Origin of the sequence: Tepidimonas alkaliphilus (assembly GCF_007556595.1) — a bacterium.
Lineage (GTDB): Bacteria > Pseudomonadota > Gammaproteobacteria > Burkholderiales > Burkholderiaceae_C > Tepidimonas > Tepidimonas alkaliphila.
In genome coordinates this window covers 76146-94623 of the sequence record NZ_VJNB01000011.1, presented here as the reverse complement: position 1 = coordinate 94623, position 18478 = coordinate 76146, and the positions used below count along the sequence as shown (strand labels likewise).

Genomic DNA, 18478 nt, shown 5'->3' with positions numbered 1-18478 from the left:
GGATGCGGTAGTCGCGCACGTCTCTGACCCCGCACAGCACTACGGTCTGGGGAAAGGCCATCGGCCGCTGCGCGTAGCCGGCGCGGATCTGGCGCAAAAGGGAAATGAGCGTATCGCCGACCAAGGCATCGACTTCGTCCAGCAGCAGCACGATGGGCCGTCTTTCCGCTCGGCTCCAGCGCTCCAGCAGCGAGCGCACCCAGTCGTTGACGCCCACGGTGCCGAGCAGCTCCAGGGCCATCTGCGCGGCGGCTTCGTCTTGCCAGTAGTTGTGCGCGGCGCTGGCCAGCGCCCGCACGATGGCCGCCATGCCTTCGGCGACGTTGCCGCGCGCGGCTTGCGCGGTTTCGATGTTGGCATACAGCGCCCGGTAACGCCCCTGCCGGTTGAGGTGCTCCATCAACGCCAGCAGCGCCGTGGTCTTGCCGGTCTGCCGCGGGGCGTGCAGCACGAAGTAGCGCTGCGCCTCGATCAGCCCCAGCACCTCTTCCAGGTCGATGCGGGCGAGCGGATCGAGCACGTAGTGCAGGTCTGCCTTGCTCGGGCCGGCGGTGTTGAATTGCTTTTCCATCACGACGCTTCCGGCACTTTGGCGACGTCCGCGGCCGCCGTGCGCGCGATGAAGGCCCACGCCGACGCGCACATCGCCTCCACGCCGCGCGTGGCGCGCCAGCCCAGCACGCGCTCGGCCTTCGACGGGTCGGCCCAGCAGGCGGCCACGTCGCCCGGGCGGCGCGCGGCGATGCGGTACGGCACGGGCCGGCCGCTGGCCCGCTCGAAGGCGCGCACCATCTCCAGGACACTCGTGCCGCGGCCAGTGCCGAGGTTGAAGACGTCACAGGGCTGGTCGGTGCGGGTGAGGTGATCCAGCGCCGCGCGGTGGCCCTCGGCCAGGTCCATCACGTGGATGTAGTCGCGCACGCCGGTGCCGTCGGGCGTGGGGTAGTCGTCGCCCCAGACGTTGAGCTGCGGCAGCCGCCCGGCAGCCACGCGCGCGATGTAGGGCATGAGGTTGTTGGGGATGCCCTGCGGATCCTCGCCGATCAGGGCGCTGTCGTGCGCGCCGACCGGGTTGAAGTAGCGCAGGATGGCGATGCGCCACTCGGGGTCGCTGGCCGCAAGATCGCGCAGCATCTCCTCGATGTGCAGCTTGGTGCGGCCGTAGGGGTTGGTGGCACCGGTCGGGTGCGCCTCGTCCAGCGGCAGGTACTGCGGCTGCCCATAGACGGTGGCGCTGCTGGAAAACACCAGCTGGCGCACGCCTTCCTCGGCCATCGCGCGCAGCAGGCTGATGGCGCCCGCGACGTTGTTGTGGAAGTAGGCCAGTGGCTGCGCCACCGACTCGCCCACGGCCTTCAGGCCCGCGAAATGGATGACGGCGTCCACCGCATGCGCGCGCAGCGTCGCGCGTACCCTGGCCGTGTCGAGCACGTCGGCCACCTCCAGCGGCGGACGCTGCCCGGTGATGCGGCCGATGCGCTCGGCCACACCGGCGTCGCTGTTGCTGAGGTTGTCCAGCAGCACGACATGGTGGCCGGCCTGTTGCAGCACCACGGCGGTGTGGCTGCCGATGTAGCCGGCTCCGCCGGTCAACAGGATGTTCACCTCCACCCCTCCCTCGCGCCGCCCGCGCGGTTCAGACGTTGAACAAAAAGTGCATCACGTCGCCATCCTGCACGACGTAGTCCTTGCCCTCGGCCCGCATGCGGCCAGCCTCCCTGGCGCCCTGCTCGCCGCCATAGCGGATGAAGTCGTCAAAGGCGATCGTCTGCGCGCGGATAAAGCCGCGCTCAAAGTCGCTGTGAATGACGCCGGCGGCCTGCGGGGCGGTGAAACCTTTGCGGATCGTCCAGGCGCGCACTTCCTTCTCGCCAGCGGTGAAGTAGGTCTGCAGCCCGAGCAAGTCGTAGGCGGCGCGGATCAGGCGGTTGAGGCCCGGCTCCTGCAGCCCCAGCTCGCGCAGGAAGGCGAGCCGGTCCTCCTCGTCCATGTCGGCCAGCTCCACGATGCGCTGCACCACCTGCGCCGGTGTGCTCATCGGGTGGCTCTTCGGGATCGGCGGCAGATCCTTCAGCCCCTCAATCCCATGCGTCTGGAAGCGGCGCTTGTACTCGTAAAACTGCGTGCGCGTCATGCCCCGGCGCCGGCACGCCTCACTCACATTGCCCAGCGCCTGCGCCAGCTCCAGCACCGACAGCCGCTGCTGCGCCAGCTTCAGCTCCGCGTTCATCCTTCTCTCCTTATGCCGATCCATTATGTCAGGAAAGAAGGTTTAGAGTACACCTGATGCAACAACCGTCTCGGTGTTGAGAATCAATAAAGGAGTGACGAATCTGAAGGGACGCGGCTGGATCCCAATGACCGAAAAGCCCAGTCAGGTTATAACTGAGTTGATAACCCTTGAAGCATTAAGCTTGAAACCCTCTTGGAAACAAGAGGGCGACGGCATGACTTGGCGGAGAGAGAGGGATTCGAACCCTCGATACGGGGAAATCCCGTATACCGGATTTCGAGTCCGGCGCATTCGACCACTCTGCCATCTCTCCACAGACGCCGAAGGCTCGCATTGTAGCAAAGCGAAGAAAACTTCCCCGAGCCTGGGCTGCGGGCGTTGCCGTCGAAGCCGCGGGGCGTTAGCTATCGTCGCGCAGCGCCGCCAGGGCTGCTTCGATGGTGGCGGCATCCGCATGCGCCTGCACGCGCGCGTGCAGGTCGGCGCAGGCGGCCCAGCCGTCGGCCCTCAGGCGCGCCACCGCCTGGCCGGCTTCGCGCGGGGAGTCGAAGCCGGCGCTTTGCAGCAGCACGTGGCCGCGCGCGTCGGTCAGCTTGAAGTAGAAGCGTCCGTCGGTCTCGCGGTACTGCTTGACGAGTGGGCGCGCCGCCTTGGCCGGGGCCGTGGCGGCCGGCGCCTCGGCCAGTTCGGTCAGCGGCCGCAGGCCGACCGCGCGGCGCAACCGCTGCGCGAACGGGGTGGCGATCGCGCGCGCCTTGGCCGCGCCGGCCTGCAGGATGGCCTCGACGCGTTGCGGGTGGGCGATCAGCTCGTCGTAAGCGGCGCGCATCGGCGCGATCTCGCGGTCGATGCGCTCGAACAGGCGCTCCTTGGCCTCGCTCCAGGCCAGGCCGGCGGCGAAGTCGCGCGCCAGCGCCGCCGTCTCCTCCGCCGTGGCGAACGCCTGGTAGATCTGGAAGATCGCGTTGCCGTCGGTGGGCTTGGGCTCACCGGGCGCGCGCGAGTCGGTGACGATGCCCATGATGAGCCGGCGCAGCTGCTCGCGCGGCGCGAACAGCGGGATGACGTTGTCGTAGCTCTTGCTCATCTTGCGCCCGTCCAGGCCCGGCAGCGTGGCCACCTGCTCGTCGATCTCGGCCTGCGGCAGCGTAAAGTGCTCGCCGTAGCGGTGGTTGAAGCTGCTGGCCAGGTCGCGCGCCATCTCGACGTGCTGGATCTGGTCGCGCCCGACCGGCACGCGGTGTGCGTTGAACATCAGGATGTCGGCGGCCATTAGCACCGGATACAGAAACAGCCCGACCGACACGCCATCGTCAGGCTCGCGTCCCGCCGTCGCGTTGAGATCGACCATGGCCTTGTAGGCGTGCGCGCGGTTGAGCATGCCCTTGCCGCCGACGCAGGCCAGCAGCCAGGCAAGTTCGGGGATTTCCGGGATGTCGGATTGTCGATAAAAGGTGACGCGTTCGGGATCAAGCCCGCAGGCGATCCAGGTGGCGGCGATCTCCAGCGTGGAGCGTTGCACGCGCGCCGGCTCGTGCGTGGAGATCAGCGCGTGATAGTCGGCCAGGAACAGGAAGCTGTCGATGCCGCTCTGGCGGCTGGCGCGCACGGTGGGGCGGATGGCGCCGACGTAGTTGCCAAGGTGCGGGGTGCCGGAGGGCTTGATACCCGTAAGGACACGGATCGGATTGGCAGCGGACATAGGCATGAACACCGTTGAAAGCGGGGCGGGCAATGGGCGGTGGACAACGTCAGAACAGCAGCCAGCGCAGCGGCGCCAGAACGAGCTGGATGGCTTGCAACGTCAGTTGCATCAGCGGGCGTAGCCACAGCGTGCTGACGACGCCGGTGATGACCAGCGCCATCACGATGAAAAAGCCATACGGCTCCACGCGCGCCACCGCCAGCGCCGGCCGCGGCGGCAGCAACCCGACCAGGATGCGGCCGCCGTCCAGCGGCGGCAGCGGGAAGAGGTTGAACGCGAACATGACGACGTTGACCAGCACCCCGGCGCGCGCCATGGCGTGGAAGAATGGCTCTTCGATCGCCAGCGCCGACAGCACGTAGCCCAGCGCCGCCCAGCCCAGCGCTTGGATCAGATTGGCCCCGGGGCCGGCCAGCGCCACCCAGATCATGTCGCGTTTGGGATGCCGCAGGCGGCTCATGTCCACCGGCACCGGCCGCGCGTAGCCGAACAGGAAGTTGCCGGCGGTGGCGAAGTACAGCAGCAGCGGCATGGCCACGGTGCCGATCGGGTCGATGTGCGGCAGCGGGTTGAGCGTGATGCGGCCGAGCCGCTCGGCGGTGGGGTCGCCGAAGTGCCGCGCGGCGTAGCCGTGGGCGGCTTCGTGCAGCGTGATGGCAAACAGCACTGGCAGCGCGTAAACCGTGACGGTTTGGATCAGGTGGGCGACGTCCATCGGCGTATTGTCGCAGCGCGGCCGCTTCAGGCCAGGCCCAGCGAGGCCAGCGGCCCGCGCCCGCGGCGCACGACCTCCGGCTCGCCGCCGCCATCCATCGGCGTCAGATCCACCACCGTGGTGGGCTGTGCGGGGCAAGCGCCGGCGTCCAGCACGGCGGCCAGCTCGTGCTGCAGGCGCGCGCGAATCTCCTCGGCGTCGTTGAGCGGCTCGGTCTGGCCGGGTAGGATCAGCGTCGTGGCCAGCAGGGGGGCGCCGTGCGCAGCCAGCAACGCCAGTGGCACGGGATGATCGGGCACGCGCAGGCCGATGGTCTTGCGCGACGGGTGGCTGAGCCGCCGCGGCACCTCTCGGGTGGCGGTCAGAATGAAGGTGTAGGGGCCGGGGGTGGCGGCCTTCAGCAGCCGATATTGTCGGTTGTCCACGCGCGCGTAGGCTGCCAGCTCCGATAGGTCGCGGCACAGCAGCGTCAGGTGGTGCCGCTCATCCACCCCGCGGATGCGGCGCAGCCGCTCGGCGGCGGCCTTGTCGTCGAGGTGGCACACCAGCGCGTAGCTGGAGTCGGTTGGCACGGCCAGCACGCCGCCAGCCTGCAGCATCTGCACCGCCTGGCGCAGCAGGCGCGGCTGCGGGTGGGTGGGGTGGAGTTCGAAGCGCTGCGCCATCGGCGGGGCTTGTGCAGATGCGGCGCCTGCTCAGTGCACGATGCGGTGGGCCAGCAATTCCCACACCGGGGTTAGGCGCCCGTCCAGCCACGGCAGCGCGCCGAGGTCGCAGTGGGATTCTTCAGGGCTGTGGAAGTCGCTGCCGCGCGAGGCTGCCAGCCCGAACTCGCGCGCCAGTTCCGCATAGCGCACGATCTCGGCGCTGCTGTGGCTGCCGGTGACGACCTCCACCGCCTGCCCGCCGTGCGCCTTGAATTCCTCGAACAGCGCGTATTCGTGCGTCGGGCTTGGGTGGGCGTAGCGCGCCGGGTGGGCGATGACGGCCACGCCGCCGGCGTCACGGATCCAGCGCACCGCATCGCCCAGCGCCGCCCAGCGGTGCTCGACGAAGCCGGGCTTGCCCTCGGTGAGGAAGCGGCGAAACACCTCGTGCGTGTCGTGGCAGACTCCGGTCTCGACCAGGTAGCGCGCAAAATGCGTGCGCGAGATCAGTTGCGGATTGCCGACATACTTCAGCGCGCCCTCGAAGGCGCCGGGAATGCCGACCGCAGCCAGCTGCTCAGCCATCTCGCGCGCGCGCTGCTCGCGCCCGCCACGCGTGCGCGCCAGCCCCTGCAGCAGCTGCGGGTCGTCGGGGTCGATGCCGAGGCCGACGATGTGCACCGTCAGGCCGGCGAACGTCACCGAGATCTCCACGCCGCAAAGGTAAGGCAGCCCCAGCGCCTGCGCGGCGGCGCGCGCGCGGTGCTGGCCACCGACTTCGTCGTGGTCGGTCAGCGCCCACAGCTCCACGCCGTTGGCCTTGGCGCGCGCGGCCAGCTGCTCGGGTTCCAGCGTGCCGTCGGAGACGGTGGAGTGACAGTGCAGGTCAGCGTTGAGCAGGGCCATGATCGGGGCATTGTAGGGGCGCGGCTACACTCGCGCCGATGTCGCTGTTCAAATCCGCCTCGCTGGTGTCGCTGTGGACGCTGGCCTCGCGCATCACGGGGCTGGCGCGCGAGCTGCTGATCGCCGCCACCTTTGGCGCCAGCGCCTTGACCGACGCCTTCAACGTAGCGTTCCGCATCCCCAACCTGCTGCGGCGGCTGTTTGCGGAAGGGGCGTTCTCGCAGGCGTTCGTGCCGGTGCTGGCGGCCACGCGCGCCACCGAGGGGGATGCCGCCACGCGTGAGCTGATCGACCGCGTGGCCACGGTGCTGGCCTGGGCGCTGCTGGTGACGTCGCTGCTGGGGGTGCTGGCCGCGCCGCTGCTGGTGTGGGCGATGGCCGCCGGGCTGCGCCAGACGCCGCAGGCGTTCGACGTCGCCGTGACGCTGACGCGCTGGATGTTCCCCTACATCGGCTTCATGTCGCTGGTGGCGCTCAGCGCCGGCATCCTCAACACGTGGAAGCGCTTCGCGGTGCCGGCGGCCACGCCGGTGCTGCTGAACGTGGCGATGATCGCCGCCGCCACCTGGGGCGCGCCGTGGCTGGCGCGGCACGGGGTGGAGCCGATCCTGGCGCTGGCCGGCGGGGTGATGCTGGGCGGGGCGCTGCAGCTGGCGCTGCAGGTGCCGGCGCTGGCGCGGCTGGGGCTGCTGCCGCGCATTGGCGTCACACCCGCGGCGCTGGCGCGCGGCTGGCGTCACCCCGGCACGCGCCGCATCCTGAGGCTGATGGCGCCGGCGCTGCTTGGGGTGGGGGTGGCGCAGGTGTCGCTGCTGATCAACACGCAGATCGCCTCGCACCTGGCGCCGGGCAGCGTGTCGTGGCTGACCTACGCCGACCGACTGATGGAATTTCCGACCGCGCTGCTGGGGGTGGCGCTGGGCGTGGTGCTGCTGCCGCAGCTGGCCGCCGCCCAAGCTGCTGGCGAGACGGCGCGTTACAGCGAGCTGCTGGACTGGGGGCTGCGCGGCGTGGTGCTGCTGGCCGTGCCCAGCGCCGTCGGGCTGCTGACGCTGGCCGAGCCGCTGGTGGCGGTGCTGTATCACTACGGCGCTTTTACCGCGCAGGACGTGCGACAGACGGCGCTGGCGCTGATGGGCTACGGCGTCGGGCTGCTCGGGCTGATTGGCGTCAAGGTGCTGGCGCCGGGCTACTACGCGCGGCAGGACATCCGCACCCCGGTGCGCATCGCGGTGGTGGTGCTGGCGGTGACGCAGGCTCTCAATGCCGCGCTGGTGCCGTGGCTGGCGCACGTCGGGCTGGCGCTGGCTATCGGGCTGGGCGCGCTGCTCAACGCCGGCTGGCTGCTTGTGGGGCTGCGGCGCCGCGGCGCCTACCGGCCGCAGCCGGGCTGGAGGCGCTTCGCGCTGCAGGTGGCGGCGGCCTCGGCGCTGCTGGCCGCCGCCCTGCTGGCGGCGCAGCACGCCCTGCCGTGGCTGCAGCCGCCGTCGCGCCTGGCGCGCATCGGCTGGCTGGCTGCGGTGTTGGTGGGCGCGGCGCTGCTGTATTTCGGCGCGCTGGCCCTGCTGGGTTTGCCGCTGCGTCGATTTGTGCGAAAGTAGCGCCATGACGTGGACTGCCCGCGCGCCTTCGACGCTGGACTACTTCGCCGCGCTGGTGGCGCAGGACGACGGCCTGCCGCTGCTGGAGGCCGTGGCCGCCGTCGCGCTGGACGAGTACCCGGAGCTGGACCTGCAGGCGGTGCTGGACGACGTCGAGCGGCTGCTGCAGCGGCTGCGCCGCCGTCTGCCGGCGGATGCCGGCAGCCTGCAGCGGCTGCGACTGTTAAACCATTATTTTTTTCGTGAGCTCGGGTTCAGCGGCCCCGATCACGAGTGGGACGACCCTGACCTGAGTTACCTGCACCTGGCGCTGCGTCGGCGGCGCGGCTTGCCAATCACGCTGGGGGTGCTGTGGCTGGAGCTGGCGCGCGGCATCGGCTTGCGCGCCAGCGGCGTCAATTTCCCAGGGCACTTTTTGGTCAAGGTTCAACTGTTGCTAGGCCAAGTGGTGGTGGATCCGCTGACGGGCCAGTCGCTGAGCCGCGAGGAACTGGCCGAGCGGCTGGAGCCTTACAAAAGGCGCCAGGGGCTGGTGGGCGACTTTGACGTGCCGGTGGAGCTGTTTTTGCAGCCAGCGGCGGCGCGCGACATCGTCGCGCGCGTGCTGCGCAACCTCAAGGAAATCCATCGCTTGGCGCGCGACTGGCCGCGGTTGCTCGCGGTGTGCGAACGGCTGGTGCGCGTGCTGCCGGACGACTGGGCCGAGCGGCGCGACCGTGGCCTGACCTGGGCCGAGCTGGGGCAGCTCGAGCGCGCGCTGGCCGATCTGGAAGGCTATCTGCGCCATCAGCCCGACGCCGACGACGCTGAAGCCGTGGCGCTGCGCGTGCAGGCGCTGCGGTTGGGTTTGGGCTGAAGCGCCGCCGCCGGCGGCTCTCAGCGCACCTCGACGGCGGCGCCGTCGCCCCGCGGCGCGATGGCGCCAATGACGTGCACCGTCTCGCCCTGCGCACGCAGCGTCGCGGCGGTGGCGTCGGCGTGCTCCGGCGCCACCACCACCACCATGCCGATGCCGCAGTTGAACGTGCGGTGCATTTCACGGTCGTCGATGCCGGCGGTACGCTGCAGCCAGGCGAACAATTCGCTCTGCGGCCAGCTGCCCTTGACCAAGTGCGCGGCGAGCCCCTCGGGCAGCACGCGTGGGATGTTTTCCAGCAGGCCGCCGCCGGTGATGTGCGCCAGCGCCTTGATCGGGTGCTCTTGCAGGGCGGCCAGCACCGGCTTGACGTAGAGCCGCGTCGGAGCCATGATCGCTTCGCGCAGTGGCTGGCCGTCGAGCGTCATCGGAAGGTTGGCGCCGGCGCGTTCCAGACACTTGCGCACCAGGCTGAAGCCGTTGGAGTGCACGCCGTTGGAGGCCAGTCCCAGCACCACGTCGCCGGCGCGCACGTCGGCGCCGGTGAGGATGCGCGACTTTTCCACCACGCCGACGCAAAAACCCGCCAGGTCATATTCGCCGGGCGGGTACATGCCAGGCATCTCGGCGGTCTCGCCGCCGATCAGCGCGCAGCCGGATGCCTCGCAGCCGCGGGCGATGCCGGCCACCACGCGCGCGGCGGTGTCCACGTCGAGCTTGCCGCAGGCAAAGTAGTCCAAAAAAAACAACGGCTCGGCCCCCTGCACCAGCACATCGTTGACGCTCATTGCCACGAGATCGATGCCGACGGTGTCGTGCATGTCCCACGCGAAGGCCAGCTTGAGCTTGGTGCCGACGCCGTCGGTGCCGCTGACCAGCACCGGTTCGCGGTAGCGCTTGGGGATCTCGAACAGCGCGCCGAAGCCGCCGATGCCGGCCAGCACCCCCTCGCGCAGCGTGCGGCGGGCCAGCGGCTTGATGCGCTCGACGAGCGCGTCGCCGGCGTCGATATCCACGCCGGCTTGCTTGTACGAAAGGGGGGTCGTGTTCATGGCGGCCAGTAAAATCAGAACGATTCTACCGGTGACCCGATGCCGATTTCCCCTGCTTTCCGTCAAGCCTTGCTTTGGTTGGCCGTTGCGCTGGCGGTGTGGTGGGCGGTGTCGTTGTTGGCGCCGGTGCTGTTTCCGCTGCTGCTGGCACTGGGGCTGGCCTATGTCCTGCAGCCGCTGGTGGCGCAGCTGGCCCGTTGGCGGGTGCCGCGTTGGCTCGGTGCAGGGGTCGCAATCGCCGGCGTGATGCTGTTGGCGCTGGCACTGGTGCTGATCATCGTGCCGGTGCTGGCGCAGCAGTGGCCGCTGCTGCGTGAGCAGATTCCGGCGCTGCTGGAGCGCTTCAACGCCTGGCTGGTGCCGCACGCCCGGCGCCTGGGGTTGGACGTGGCCGTGGATGTGGAAGGTGTGCGGCAACTGCTGCGCAACCTCATCAGCGGTCACGAGGAGCAACTGCTGGCGCATCTGCTGTCGTCGCTGCGCATCGGTGGCAGCGTGTTGATCACGGTGCTGGGCAACGCGGTGCTGATGCCGGTGGTGGCCTATTACCTGCTGCTGGACTGGAACGCAATGGGGGCGCGCGTGCAAGCGCTGATTCCACCCGCATGGCGTGGTGCGTTGCTCAGTTGGTGGCGTGATACCGATGAGCTGCTTGGTCAGTATCTGCGCGGCCAGATGCTGGTCATGGGGCTGCTGGCGGTGTACTACGCTGTGGCGCTGTGGGCGGTCGGGCTGGATTTGGCGTTGCCGATCGGCGTCTTCACGGGTCTGGCGGTGTTCGTGCCGTATGTCGGTTTTGGTGTCGGTCTGGTGCTGGCGCTGCTGGCGGCACTGCTGCAGTTTCAGGATTGGTGGGGCGTGCTGGCAGTGGCAGCTGTCTATGGGGTGGGGCAGGTGGTGGAAAGCTTTTGGCTGACGCCGCGGCTGGTCGGCGAGCGCATCGGCCTGCACCCGGTGGCGGTGATCTTCGCGCTGATGGCGTTCGGGCACCTGTTCGGCTTCGTCGGCGTGCTGCTGGCGCTGCCGGCTTCGGCGGTGGCGCTGGTGGCGCTGCGCCGGCTGCAGGCGCTCTACCTGCGCAGCGCGCTGTTCGCCGCGCCGCCCGCCGCGGGTCCCGTGGCGCGCAAGGAGTGAGCCCAGTGCGGCAGCTCGCGCTCGACCTGGGGCTGGCCCCGCTGCCGACGCTGGAGGCGTTTTGCGCCGACGGCAACGAGGCGGCGCTGGACGCGCTGCGGCGTTGGCTGCGCGAGCGGCCAGCCGAGCCGCTGTACCTGTGGGGGCCGCCCGGTTGTGGCAAGACGCACCTGCTGCGCGCGGCGGCGCTGGCGCTGACCGAGCGCGGCGAGCGCGCGGGCTGGCTTGACGCCGACGTTGCCCCGCAGCCGTTCGACGACGGCTGGGCGGCGGTGCTGCTGGACAACGTGCAGCGCTACGACGCGGCGCGCCAGGCGGCGGCGTTCAACTGGTTTGTCAACGCCCAGACGCCGGCCTGCGGCGCGCCGCGGCCGCTGCTGGCCGCCGGCGACCGTCCGCCGGCTGACCTTCCGCTGCGCGACGACCTGCGCAGCCGGCTGGCCTGGGGGCAGGTGCACGCGTTGCGGCCGCTGCCGGAGTCGGCCTGCCGCGCAGTGCTGCGGCGGCTGGCCGCGGCGCGCGGCTTTGCGCTGCCGGAGGAGGTGCTCGACTACGTGCTGGCGCGCCATGCGCGCGACCTCGGCAGCCTGACGGCGCTGCTGGAGCGGCTGGACGGCTACGCGCTGCGCACCCAGCGTCCGGTCACCGTGCCGCTGGTGCGCGCGATGCTGGCCGAGACCTAAAGGACGACCCGATGACGACGGCGACCGGCCCGCTGCCCCCTGCCCCCGCCGCGCGCGCGCCCGACGGCCGTGTCGCGGTGGCGCTGTTCGACCTCGACCACACGTTGCTGCCGTTGGATTCCGACTACGAGTGGGGCGTGTTCACCACCCGCATCGGCTGGACCGACGCCGGCGAGTTCGCGCGCCGCAACGACGCCTTTTTCGCTGACTACCAGGCCGGCCGGCTCGACATCCACGCCTACGTGGCCTTTGCCACCGAGGCGCTGCGCCAGCGCACGCCGCAGGAGGCGGCGCAGGCGCACGCGCGCTACATGGCCGAGGTGATCGAGCCGGCGCTGCGGCCCGAGGCGCGCGCGCTGGTGGCCGCGCACCGCGCGCGCGGCGAGCGCGTGGCCATCGTCACCGCCACCAACGCCTTCGTCACCGCGCCGATCGCGCGCCGCCTCGGCGTGGAGGACCTGATCGCGGTGGAGCTGGAGCGCGACGCGCAGGGGCGCCTGACCGGGCGCATCGCCGGCGTGCCGTCGTTTCGCGAGGGCAAGGTCGAGCGCGTGGCGCAGTGGCTGGCCGCGCAGGGGCTGGGCTGGGACGACGTGCACCTGACCTTCTACTCCGACTCCACCAACGACCTGCCGCTGCTGGAGCGCGCCGACGTGCCGGTGGCCACCAACCCGGGCTCGACCCTGCGCGAGCTGGCGCGCGCGCGCGGCTGGCGCATCCTGGATCTGTTCGAACCGCATCCATGATCAAGACCCTGATCGACAAGCTGCTGGACAAGACCGTGCGGCCGACGCTGCGGCGCGGCCGCTTCGGCAAGCGCGAGGACGTGCCCGCCGCGGTGCACGGCATCGACCCGTCGCTGGTGGACGGTCGCGCGCTGGACGTGGTGCACACGCTCAAGCGTGCCGGCTACGAGGCCTACATCGTCGGCGGCGCGGTGCGCGACCTGCTGCTGGGCCTGCGGCCGAAGGACTTCGATGTCGCCACCAACGCCACGCCGGAACAGGTCAAGGCGCTGTTCCGGCGCGCCTTCATCATCGGGCGGCGCTTCCGCATCGTGCACGTGGTGTTCGGCCGCGGGCGCGAGCACGAGGTGGTGGAGGTCTCCACCTTCCGCGCCTACGTCGATCCGAGCCAGGCCGAGCCGGTGGTCGGCGACGAGCGCTCCAGGCGCGCGCTGGCCGGCGTGGCGCTGGCGGTGGACGCCAGCGGCCGCGTGCTGCGCGACAACGTCTGGGGCCCGATCGAGCAGGACGCGGCGCGGCGCGACTTCACCATCAACGCGATGTACTACGACCCGGAGACGCAGACGGTGGTGGACTTCCACCACGGCATCCGGGATGCGCGCAAGCGCGTCATCCGCATGATTGGCGATCCGGCCACGCGCTACCGCGAGGATCCGGTACGCATCATCCGCGCGGTGCGCTTCGAGGCCAAGCTCAGCCGCCTGGGCTTCAAGCTCGACGCCAGGACGCGCGCGCCGATGGCCGCGCACCTGCACCTGCTGGCCGACGTGCCGCCGAGCCGGCTGTTCGACGAGATGCTCAAGCTCCTGCAGACCGGTCACGCCATCGCCAGCATCGAGGCGCTGCGCGCCAACGGGCTGGCGCGCGGCATCTACCCGCTGCTGGACGTGGTGGTGGAGCGTGCCGACGAGCCGTTCGTGCGCGCCGCGCTGCAGGATACCGACCGCCGCGTCGCCGAGGGCAAGCCGGTGGCCGCGAGTTTCCTGCTCGCCTGCGTGCTGTGGCAGGACGTGCGCACCGCGTGGCAGCGCCGCCAGGGGCAGGGCGAAGCGGCGTTTCCGGCGCTGGCCGCAGCGGTGGACGAGGTGTTCGACGCGCGCATCGGCGACGTGACGGGCCGCGGCAAACTGGGCGCGGATATGCGCGAAATCTGGTTGATGCAGCCGCGCTTCGACAAGCGCACCGGCCGCGGGCCGTTCACGCTGGTGGAGCAGCCGCGCTACCGGGCGGGTTTTGACTTCCTGCGCCTGCGCGCGCAGGTCGGCGAGGTGGAGGAGGAACTCGTGCACTGGTGGGAGACCTTCGCCCAGGCCGGCGAGGCGGTGCGCCGCGACATGATCGAGGCCGTGCGCCTCGAGCAGCAGCGCGCCAAGGGCGGCAAGGCGCGGCGCCGCGTGCGCAAGGCCGAGGCGGGCGGTGAGGCGCCCGCGTCGGCGGCGGAGGTGCCGCCGCCGGCGGCCGCGCCGCAGGGCGACGCCGAGATGCTGCCCGCCGCCGAGGACGCGGCGGCGGCGGCGCGCAAGCGCCGCCGCCGGCGCCGCAAGCCCAAGGGCGACGGCGCCGGCGACGCCCCTGCGTCCGGCGGCGACGGGGCAGGCGATGCCTGAGGCGGCCCCGGCCCCGCGGCCCGAGGTCGACGCCTACGTCGGGCTCGGCGCCAACCTGGGCGACGCCGCGGCGCAGGTGCGGCAGGCGCTGGTCTGGCTGGACGAGCTGCCCGGCACGCGCGTGCGGGCCGCCTCGCGCCTGTGGCGCAGCGCGCCGCTGCAGGCCGACGGGCCTGACTACTGCAACGCGGTGGCGCGGCTGGCCACCACGCTGACCGCGCCGGCGCTGCTGGCCGCGCTGCAGGCGCTGGAGGCGCGCGCCGGGCGCGAGCGCCCCTATCGCAACGCCCCGCGCACGCTCGACTTGGATCTGCTGCTCTACGGCGAGGCGCGCATCGACTCGCCGACACTGACGGTGCCGCACCCGCGCCTGGGGCAGCGCGCCTTTGTGCTGGTGCCGCTGGCGGAGCTGGCGCCCGAGCGCGTGCCGCCCGCTGCGCTGCGCGCGGTGGCGTCGCAGCGCATCCAACCTTGGGGCTAAGCCGCCGCCGGGGCGGCTAGCTGGCCTCGGGACGCTCGGTCTGCTGCTTCACCCAATCACCATACGCTTCGCTGGTTTCGATCGGGCTGCACCAGATCGCAGGCAGCTCATAAGGATGCTGGGCGCGGATGGCGTCGCACACCGCCGTCCAGTCGGCGCGGCGGCATTTGGCGAGCAAACGCCACTCCCGATCACACTGCAGCCGACCGTGCCACTCGTAAACGCTGTCGATGGCGTGCCACTGCACACAGGCGGCCCAACGGTGGTGCACCAAATGCTCGGCCAGCGCCTGAGCGGATGCCTCATCCGGCAGGGTCGTCATCACCGCGATCAGGTCGGACGCCATGCGATGTGATCCGGGTTCCGGTCAAGAAAAAACCCGCTGACGGCGGGCTTGGGTGATGGAGTTCGGTTGGCTCCCCGACCTGGGCTCGAACCAGGGACCTACGGATTAACAGTCCGGCGCTCTACCGACTGAGCTATCGGGGAATGAAGCTTGCATTATAGCTCAACGCGAGACTTTGCGAATGAAGGGATGCGAGCTGACGCGGCCTGCGGGTTGCCACAGCCCAGCGTGGCGTTGATGCTTTGGCCCGCTTACCATGCGCGCAGCCGGTGACGGCGCAACGTCGGAGACGACGTGTGCACCGTCCCGGTTCGCAAGAGGGCTCCTCTATGGATTGGCGCTTCAGCCTCGATAAAAAAGCCTTCCGCGACAAGGTGCGCGCCTTCCTGCACGAGCGCCGATCGCTCGGCATGGCAGCCCAGTCGCGCGAAGGCGAACGCGAACGCCAAGCTGCGGGAGGCCATCAGCGCTCGACCGCTCGACCTCAACGGCTCCGGCGTGAAGACGGAGCCCATCGTCACGCTGGACGAGGGGCTCGAGGCCAACGAGGCGTGCCGGACCGATGGGCGCCTGCGCCAAGCGCGCCGTGTGGACGACAGCCCGGGCGTGATGCGGGAGCCGCGACCGGCCCACGACGCCAGGCGACTGGCGGTGATCGATCATGAGCTTGGCAACAAGGCCCGTCATCCGGTGCGCCACATCGAAGTTGCTCGCGCGCTGCTGCCGGCGTGAGCGCACGCGCCGCGGCGCGCGTCTGGCAGGCTGGCTGGCGGCGGCGCTGGCTGCGCTGTGGCTGGCTGGCTGTAGCGTCGTCTCGGTGACCTATCCGCGGTTGCCGACCCTCGCGCTGTGGCGGCTCGACAGCCTTTGGGATCTGGACGAGGCGCAGCGCCGCGGCGCAGCCGAGGCTTTGCGCCGCTGGCACGACTGGCACCGGCGCGAGCAGCTGCCGGCGCTGGCCGAGCTGCTGGCGCGCTGGCAGCGGCTGGCCGCCGGCACGCCGGATGCGGCCGCCGTCTGCCGTGAGGGCGAGGCGCTGCGCGCGCTGCTGCGTGAGGCCGCAGAGCGCACCGTGGACGATTTGGCGCGCTGGCTGCCGACGCTGACCGACGCGCAGCTGGCGCATTGGCAGCGCCGCCTGGCCGAGGGCGACGAGGAGTGGCGGCGCGACTGGGGCGATCCCGACCCTGACCGCGGGCTGCGGCTGCGCCGCACGCGCGAGCGGCTGGAGATGTTCTACGGTCGGCTCGACGACGCCCAGCGCCGCTGGCTGCGCGAGCGGCTGGCCACCAGCCCTTACCGGCCGGATCTCGCCTGGGCCGAGCGCCAGCGCCGCCAGGCCGACTGGCTCGATACCGCACGCCGCCTGCGCGGGCTGAGCGCCGAGGCGGCGCGCGCCGAGGTGCGCGCGCTGTGGGCGCGTACGTGGCGCTCGCCCGATCCGGTGCTGGCCGCCTGGCAGGACGAGGCGTGGGCGCAGGGCTGCGCGTGGCTGGCGGACTGGCACGCGCGCGCCACGCCGGCGCAGCGCGAGCGCGCCGCCGCGCAGCTGCAGGCGTACGAGCGCGAGCTGCGCGCCCTGGCCGGCCACAGCGCCGGCGCCCGCTGAGCACTTGTCCGACCCGCCTGCCCCTGAATGAAAAAAACCGCCGGGGTTGCCCCCGGCGGCCGCTTATGGACGTGAACTCAGCGTGCGTGCGCCGCCGATCACATGTCCATGTCCATGCCGCCCATGCCGCCGCCAGCGGCCGGCTTGGACTCGTTCTTCGGCGCTTCGGCCACCATGCACTCGGTGGTCAGCATCAGGCCGGCCACCGAGGCGGCGTTTTGCAGCGCGGTGCGGGTCACCTTGGTCGGATCCAGGATGCCCATCTCGATCATGTCGCCGTAGGTGCCGTTGGCGGCGTTGTAGCCGAAGTTGCCCTTGCCTTCCAGCACCTTGGCGATCACCACGCTGGGCTCTTCGCCGGCGTTGGCCACGATCTGACGCAGCGGCTCTTCAATGGCGCGCATGACGATTTGGATGCCCGCATCCTGATCGGCGTTGGCGCCCTTGAGCTGGCCGACGGCCTGACGGGCACGCAGCAGCGCCACGCCGCCGCCGGGCACGATGCCTTCCTCGACAGCGGCACGGGTGGCGTGCAGCGCGTCCTCGACGCGGGCCTTCTTCTCCTTCATCTCGACCTCGGTGGCCGCGCCGACCTTGATCACCGCCACGCCGCCGGCGAGCTTGGCCACGCGCTCCTGCAGCTTCTCACGATCGTAGTCGCTGGTGGCCTCCTCGATCTGCACGCGGATTTGCTTGACGCGCGCCTCGATGTCCTCGGCCTTGCCGGCGCCGTCGATGATGGTGGTGTTTTCCTTGGCCACCTCGACGCGCTTGGCCTGACCCAGGTCGGCCAGCGTGACCTTCTCCAGCGACAGGCCGACTTCCTCGGCGATGACCTTGCCGCCGGTCAGGATGGCGATGTCCTCCAGCATGGCCTTACGGCGATCGCCGAAGCCCGGCGCCTTGACCGCGCAGACCTTCAGGATGCCGCGGATGGTGTTGACCACCAGCGTGGCCAGCGCTTCACCCTCGACGTCTTCAGCGATGATCAGCAGCGGACGGCCGGCCTTGGCCACCTGCTCCAGCGCCGGCAGCAGGTCACGGATGTTGCTGATCTTCTTGTCGTGCAGGAGAACATAGGGGTTTTCCAGCACGCAGACCTGCTTGTCCGGGTTGTTGATGAAGTACGGCGACAGGTAGCCGCGGTCGAACTGCATGCCCTCGACGACATCCAGCTCGTTTTGCAGGCTCTTGCCGTCCTCGACGGTGATGACGCCTTCCTTGCCGACCTTGTCCATCGCATCCGCGATGATCTGGCCGATCGACTCGTCGCTGTTGGCCGAGATGGCGCCAACCTGGGCGATTTCCTTGCTGGTGGTGGTGGGCTTGCTGATCTTCTTCAGCTCGGCCACCAGCGCATCCACCGCCTTGTCGATGCCGCGTTTCAGATCCATCGGGTTCATGCCGGCGGCCACATATTTCATGCCCTCGCGCACGATGGCCTGAGCCAGCACGGTGGCGGTGGTGGTGCCGTCACCGGCGTTGTCGCTGGTCTTGGACGCCACTTCCTTGACCATCTGGGCGCCCATGTTCATCAGCTTGTCTTTCAGCTCGATTTCCTTGGCCACCGACACGCCGTCCTTGGTGACGGTGGGGGCGCCGAAGCTGCGCTCCAGCACCACGTTGCGGCCCTTCGGGCCCAGGGTCACTTTGACGGCGTTGGCCAGAATGTTGACGCCCTCAACCATGCGGGCGCGGGCATCAGCGCCAAACACAACATCTTTCGCTGCCATGTCAGTCAGCTCCTTCTTTCAACAATAGGGGAAAAGGGACGGATCGCGATGCAGGCTCAGACACCGGGCCGGATCACTTCTCGATCACGGCAAACAGGTCGTCTTCCTTCATCACCAGCAGCTCTTCGCCATCCACTTTGACGGTCTGGCCGCTGTATTTGCCAAACAGCACGCGATCGCCGACCTTGACGCTCATCGGCTTGGTCTCGCCCTTGTCGTTGGTCTTGCCCGGGCCGACGGCGATCACCTCGCCCTGATCCGGCTTCTCGGCCGCGTTGTCCGGGATCACGATGCCCGAGGCCGTCTTGGTTTCGTTTTCCAGCCGCTTGACGATCACGCGATCAGCGAGAGGACGAAGCTTCATGGGATCTCCTGTCGTTGAGACGAGATGAGACGCGTTGGTCACACCAATGATGGAAAGGGG

Annotated in this window: 20 protein-coding genes, 2 tRNA genes and 1 pseudogene; 9 read left to right on the top strand and 14 right to left on the bottom strand. The window is 70.1% G+C overall.

Translation table 11 applies throughout. The annotated features are described in order from the left end of the window. The 9 genes and pseudogenes from Talka_RS10230 to Talka_RS10195 form a co-directional block, all read right to left on the bottom strand. Positions 1-571 (bottom strand): ATP-binding protein (locus Talka_RS10230; protein ID WP_143891216.1); only part of this gene is annotated, 571 nt, incomplete at its 3' end. Continuing rightward, positions 571-1605, bottom strand: a complete 1035-nt coding sequence (gene galE / locus Talka_RS10225) for a UDP-glucose 4-epimerase GalE (protein WP_143891215.1) — start codon at positions 1603-1605, stop codon at positions 571-573. The genes galE and Talka_RS10230, both read right to left, overlap by 1 nt. Before the next feature lie 31 nt (positions 1606-1636). After that, positions 1637-2017, bottom strand: coding sequence for a DUF933 domain-containing protein (locus Talka_RS12145; protein ID WP_425472676.1), 381 nt, complete (start codon positions 2015-2017; stop codon positions 1637-1639). Continuing rightward, positions 1994-2254: pseudogene (locus tag Talka_RS12140) on the bottom strand (helix-turn-helix domain-containing protein); the annotation flags it as partial. The pseudogene Talka_RS12140 and the gene Talka_RS12145, both read right to left, overlap by 24 nt. 199 nt (positions 2255-2453) lie before the next feature. Continuing rightward, a tRNA-Ser gene (locus Talka_RS10215) sits at positions 2454-2546 on the bottom strand. 87 nt (positions 2547-2633) lie between these two features. Next, on the bottom strand, positions 2634-3935 hold the full coding sequence (locus tag Talka_RS10210) for a tryptophan--tRNA ligase (RefSeq protein ID WP_425472675.1): 1302 nt from the start codon (positions 3933-3935) through the stop codon (positions 2634-2636). A gap of 49 nt (positions 3936-3984) precedes the next feature. After that, positions 3985-4653, bottom strand: coding sequence for a site-2 protease family protein (locus Talka_RS10205; protein WP_143891212.1), 669 nt, complete (start codon positions 4651-4653; stop codon positions 3985-3987). A gap of 26 nt (positions 4654-4679) precedes the next feature. Continuing rightward, the gene (locus Talka_RS10200; protein WP_143891211.1) at positions 4680-5318 is read right to left on the bottom strand and encodes an L-threonylcarbamoyladenylate synthase; all 639 of its coding nucleotides are present in this window, start codon (positions 5316-5318) and stop codon (positions 4680-4682) included. Positions 5319-5348: 30 nt separating this feature from the next. After that, positions 5349-6209 carry a 3',5'-nucleoside bisphosphate phosphatase gene (locus tag Talka_RS10195; RefSeq protein ID WP_143891210.1) on the bottom strand — a complete coding sequence of 287 codons (861 nt, stop codon included), beginning with the start codon at positions 6207-6209 and terminating at the stop codon, positions 5349-5351. Positions 6210-6244: 35 nt separating this feature from the next. Here Talka_RS10195 and murJ point away from each other — a divergent pair, with 35 nt between their 5' ends. Beyond that, the gene (murJ, locus tag Talka_RS10190; protein ID WP_143891209.1) at positions 6245-7807 is read left to right on the top strand and encodes a murein biosynthesis integral membrane protein MurJ; all 1563 of its coding nucleotides are present in this window, start codon (positions 6245-6247) and stop codon (positions 7805-7807) included. A gap of 4 nt (positions 7808-7811) precedes the next feature. Next, on the top strand, positions 7812-8663 hold the full coding sequence (locus Talka_RS10185) for a SirB1 family protein (RefSeq protein ID WP_143891208.1): 852 nt from the start codon (positions 7812-7814) through the stop codon (positions 8661-8663). Positions 8664-8683: 20 nt separating this feature from the next. Here the strand turns inward: Talka_RS10185 and purM are convergent, their stop codons facing one another. Further along, a complete protein-coding gene (gene purM / locus Talka_RS10180; protein WP_143891207.1) occupies positions 8684-9715 on the bottom strand; it encodes a phosphoribosylformylglycinamidine cyclo-ligase in 1032 nt (343 codons plus the stop codon). A 39-nt stretch (positions 9716-9754) separates the two neighbouring features. Between purM and Talka_RS10175 the strand changes: the two genes are divergently transcribed. The 5 genes from Talka_RS10175 to folK are packed head-to-tail and all read left to right on the top strand — an operon-like array spanning position 9755 to position 14366. Then, positions 9755-10849, top strand: coding sequence for an AI-2E family transporter (locus Talka_RS10175; RefSeq protein ID WP_143891206.1), 1095 nt, complete (start codon positions 9755-9757; stop codon positions 10847-10849). 5 nt (positions 10850-10854) lie between these two features. Further along, entirely contained in the window at positions 10855-11532 is a 678-nt protein-coding gene (gene hda / locus Talka_RS10170; protein ID WP_143891205.1) for a DnaA regulatory inactivator Hda, read from the top strand. Positions 11533-11543: 11 nt separating this feature from the next. Beyond that, positions 11544-12278: a histidinol-phosphatase gene (locus Talka_RS10165; protein WP_143891204.1), complete on the top strand. Its 735-nt coding sequence runs from the start codon at positions 11544-11546 to the stop codon at positions 12276-12278. Continuing rightward, on the top strand, positions 12275-13885 hold the full coding sequence (gene pcnB / locus Talka_RS10160; RefSeq protein WP_143891203.1) for a polynucleotide adenylyltransferase PcnB: 1611 nt from the start codon (positions 12275-12277) through the stop codon (positions 13883-13885). The genes Talka_RS10165 and pcnB overlap by 4 nt, the downstream gene beginning before the upstream one ends. Then, positions 13878-14366: a 2-amino-4-hydroxy-6-hydroxymethyldihydropteridine diphosphokinase gene (gene folK / locus Talka_RS10155; protein WP_143891202.1), complete on the top strand. Its 489-nt coding sequence runs from the start codon at positions 13878-13880 to the stop codon at positions 14364-14366. The genes pcnB and folK overlap by 8 nt, the downstream gene beginning before the upstream one ends. Positions 14367-14382: 16 nt before the next feature. On the opposite strand, the gene cutA is transcribed toward folK, so the two are convergent. Next, positions 14383-14712, bottom strand: a complete 330-nt coding sequence (gene cutA / locus Talka_RS10150; protein ID WP_143891201.1) for a divalent-cation tolerance protein CutA — start codon at positions 14710-14712, stop codon at positions 14383-14385. A 67-nt stretch (positions 14713-14779) separates the two neighbouring features. After that, positions 14780-14855 (bottom strand) — tRNA-Asn (locus tag Talka_RS10145). Positions 14856-15210: 355 nt separating this feature from the next. Here Talka_RS10145 and Talka_RS10140 point away from each other — a divergent pair. Further along, positions 15211-15444, top strand: coding sequence for a hypothetical protein (locus Talka_RS10140; RefSeq protein WP_143891200.1), 234 nt, complete (start codon positions 15211-15213; stop codon positions 15442-15444). Continuing rightward, the gene (locus Talka_RS10135; protein WP_143891199.1) at positions 15419-16321 is read left to right on the top strand and encodes a DUF6279 family lipoprotein; all 903 of its coding nucleotides are present in this window, start codon (positions 15419-15421) and stop codon (positions 16319-16321) included. The genes Talka_RS10140 and Talka_RS10135 overlap by 26 nt, the downstream gene beginning before the upstream one ends. Before the next feature lie 98 nt (positions 16322-16419). Here the strand turns inward: Talka_RS10135 and groL are convergent, their stop codons facing one another. Then, entirely contained in the window at positions 16420-18054 is a 1635-nt protein-coding gene (groL, locus tag Talka_RS10130; RefSeq protein WP_143891198.1) for a chaperonin GroEL, read from the bottom strand. Positions 18055-18127: 73 nt separating this feature from the next. Continuing rightward, the gene (groES, locus tag Talka_RS10125; RefSeq protein ID WP_143891197.1) at positions 18128-18418 is read right to left on the bottom strand and encodes a co-chaperone GroES; all 291 of its coding nucleotides are present in this window, start codon (positions 18416-18418) and stop codon (positions 18128-18130) included. Positions 18419-18478: the final 60 nt, after the last annotated feature.

Excerpts from the sequence above, each read along its gene's own strand:
- Talka_RS10210 (WP_425472675.1), bottom strand. The coding sequence starts at position 3,935 with ATGTCCGCTGCCAATCCGATCCGTGTCCTTACGGGTATCAAGCCCTCC.
- Talka_RS10205 (WP_143891212.1), bottom strand. The coding sequence starts at position 4,653 with ATGGACGTCGCCCACCTGATCCAAACCGTCACGGTTTACGCGCTGCCA.
- Talka_RS10200 (WP_143891211.1), bottom strand. The coding sequence starts at position 5,318 with ATGGCGCAGCGCTTCGAACTCCACCCCACCCACCCGCAGCCGCGCCTG.
- murJ (WP_143891209.1), top strand. The coding sequence starts at position 6,245 with ATGTCGCTGTTCAAATCCGCCTCGCTGGTGTCGCTGTGGACGCTGGCC.
- Talka_RS10185 (WP_143891208.1), top strand. The coding sequence starts at position 7,812 with ATGACGTGGACTGCCCGCGCGCCTTCGACGCTGGACTACTTCGCCGCG.
- purM (WP_143891207.1), bottom strand. The coding sequence starts at position 9,715 with ATGAACACGACCCCCCTTTCGTACAAGCAAGCCGGCGTGGATATCGAC.
- Talka_RS10175 (WP_143891206.1), top strand. The coding sequence starts at position 9,755 with ATGCCGATTTCCCCTGCTTTCCGTCAAGCCTTGCTTTGGTTGGCCGTT.
- Talka_RS10165 (WP_143891204.1), top strand. The coding sequence starts at position 11,544 with ATGACGACGGCGACCGGCCCGCTGCCCCCTGCCCCCGCCGCGCGCGCG.
- pcnB (WP_143891203.1), top strand. The coding sequence starts at position 12,275 with ATGATCAAGACCCTGATCGACAAGCTGCTGGACAAGACCGTGCGGCCG.
- folK (WP_143891202.1), top strand. The coding sequence starts at position 13,878 with ATGCCTGAGGCGGCCCCGGCCCCGCGGCCCGAGGTCGACGCCTACGTC.
- cutA (WP_143891201.1), bottom strand. The coding sequence starts at position 14,712 with ATGGCGTCCGACCTGATCGCGGTGATGACGACCCTGCCGGATGAGGCA.
- groL (WP_143891198.1), bottom strand. The coding sequence starts at position 18,054 with ATGGCAGCGAAAGATGTTGTGTTTGGCGCTGATGCCCGCGCCCGCATG.
- groES (WP_143891197.1), bottom strand. The coding sequence starts at position 18,418 with ATGAAGCTTCGTCCTCTCGCTGATCGCGTGATCGTCAAGCGGCTGGAA.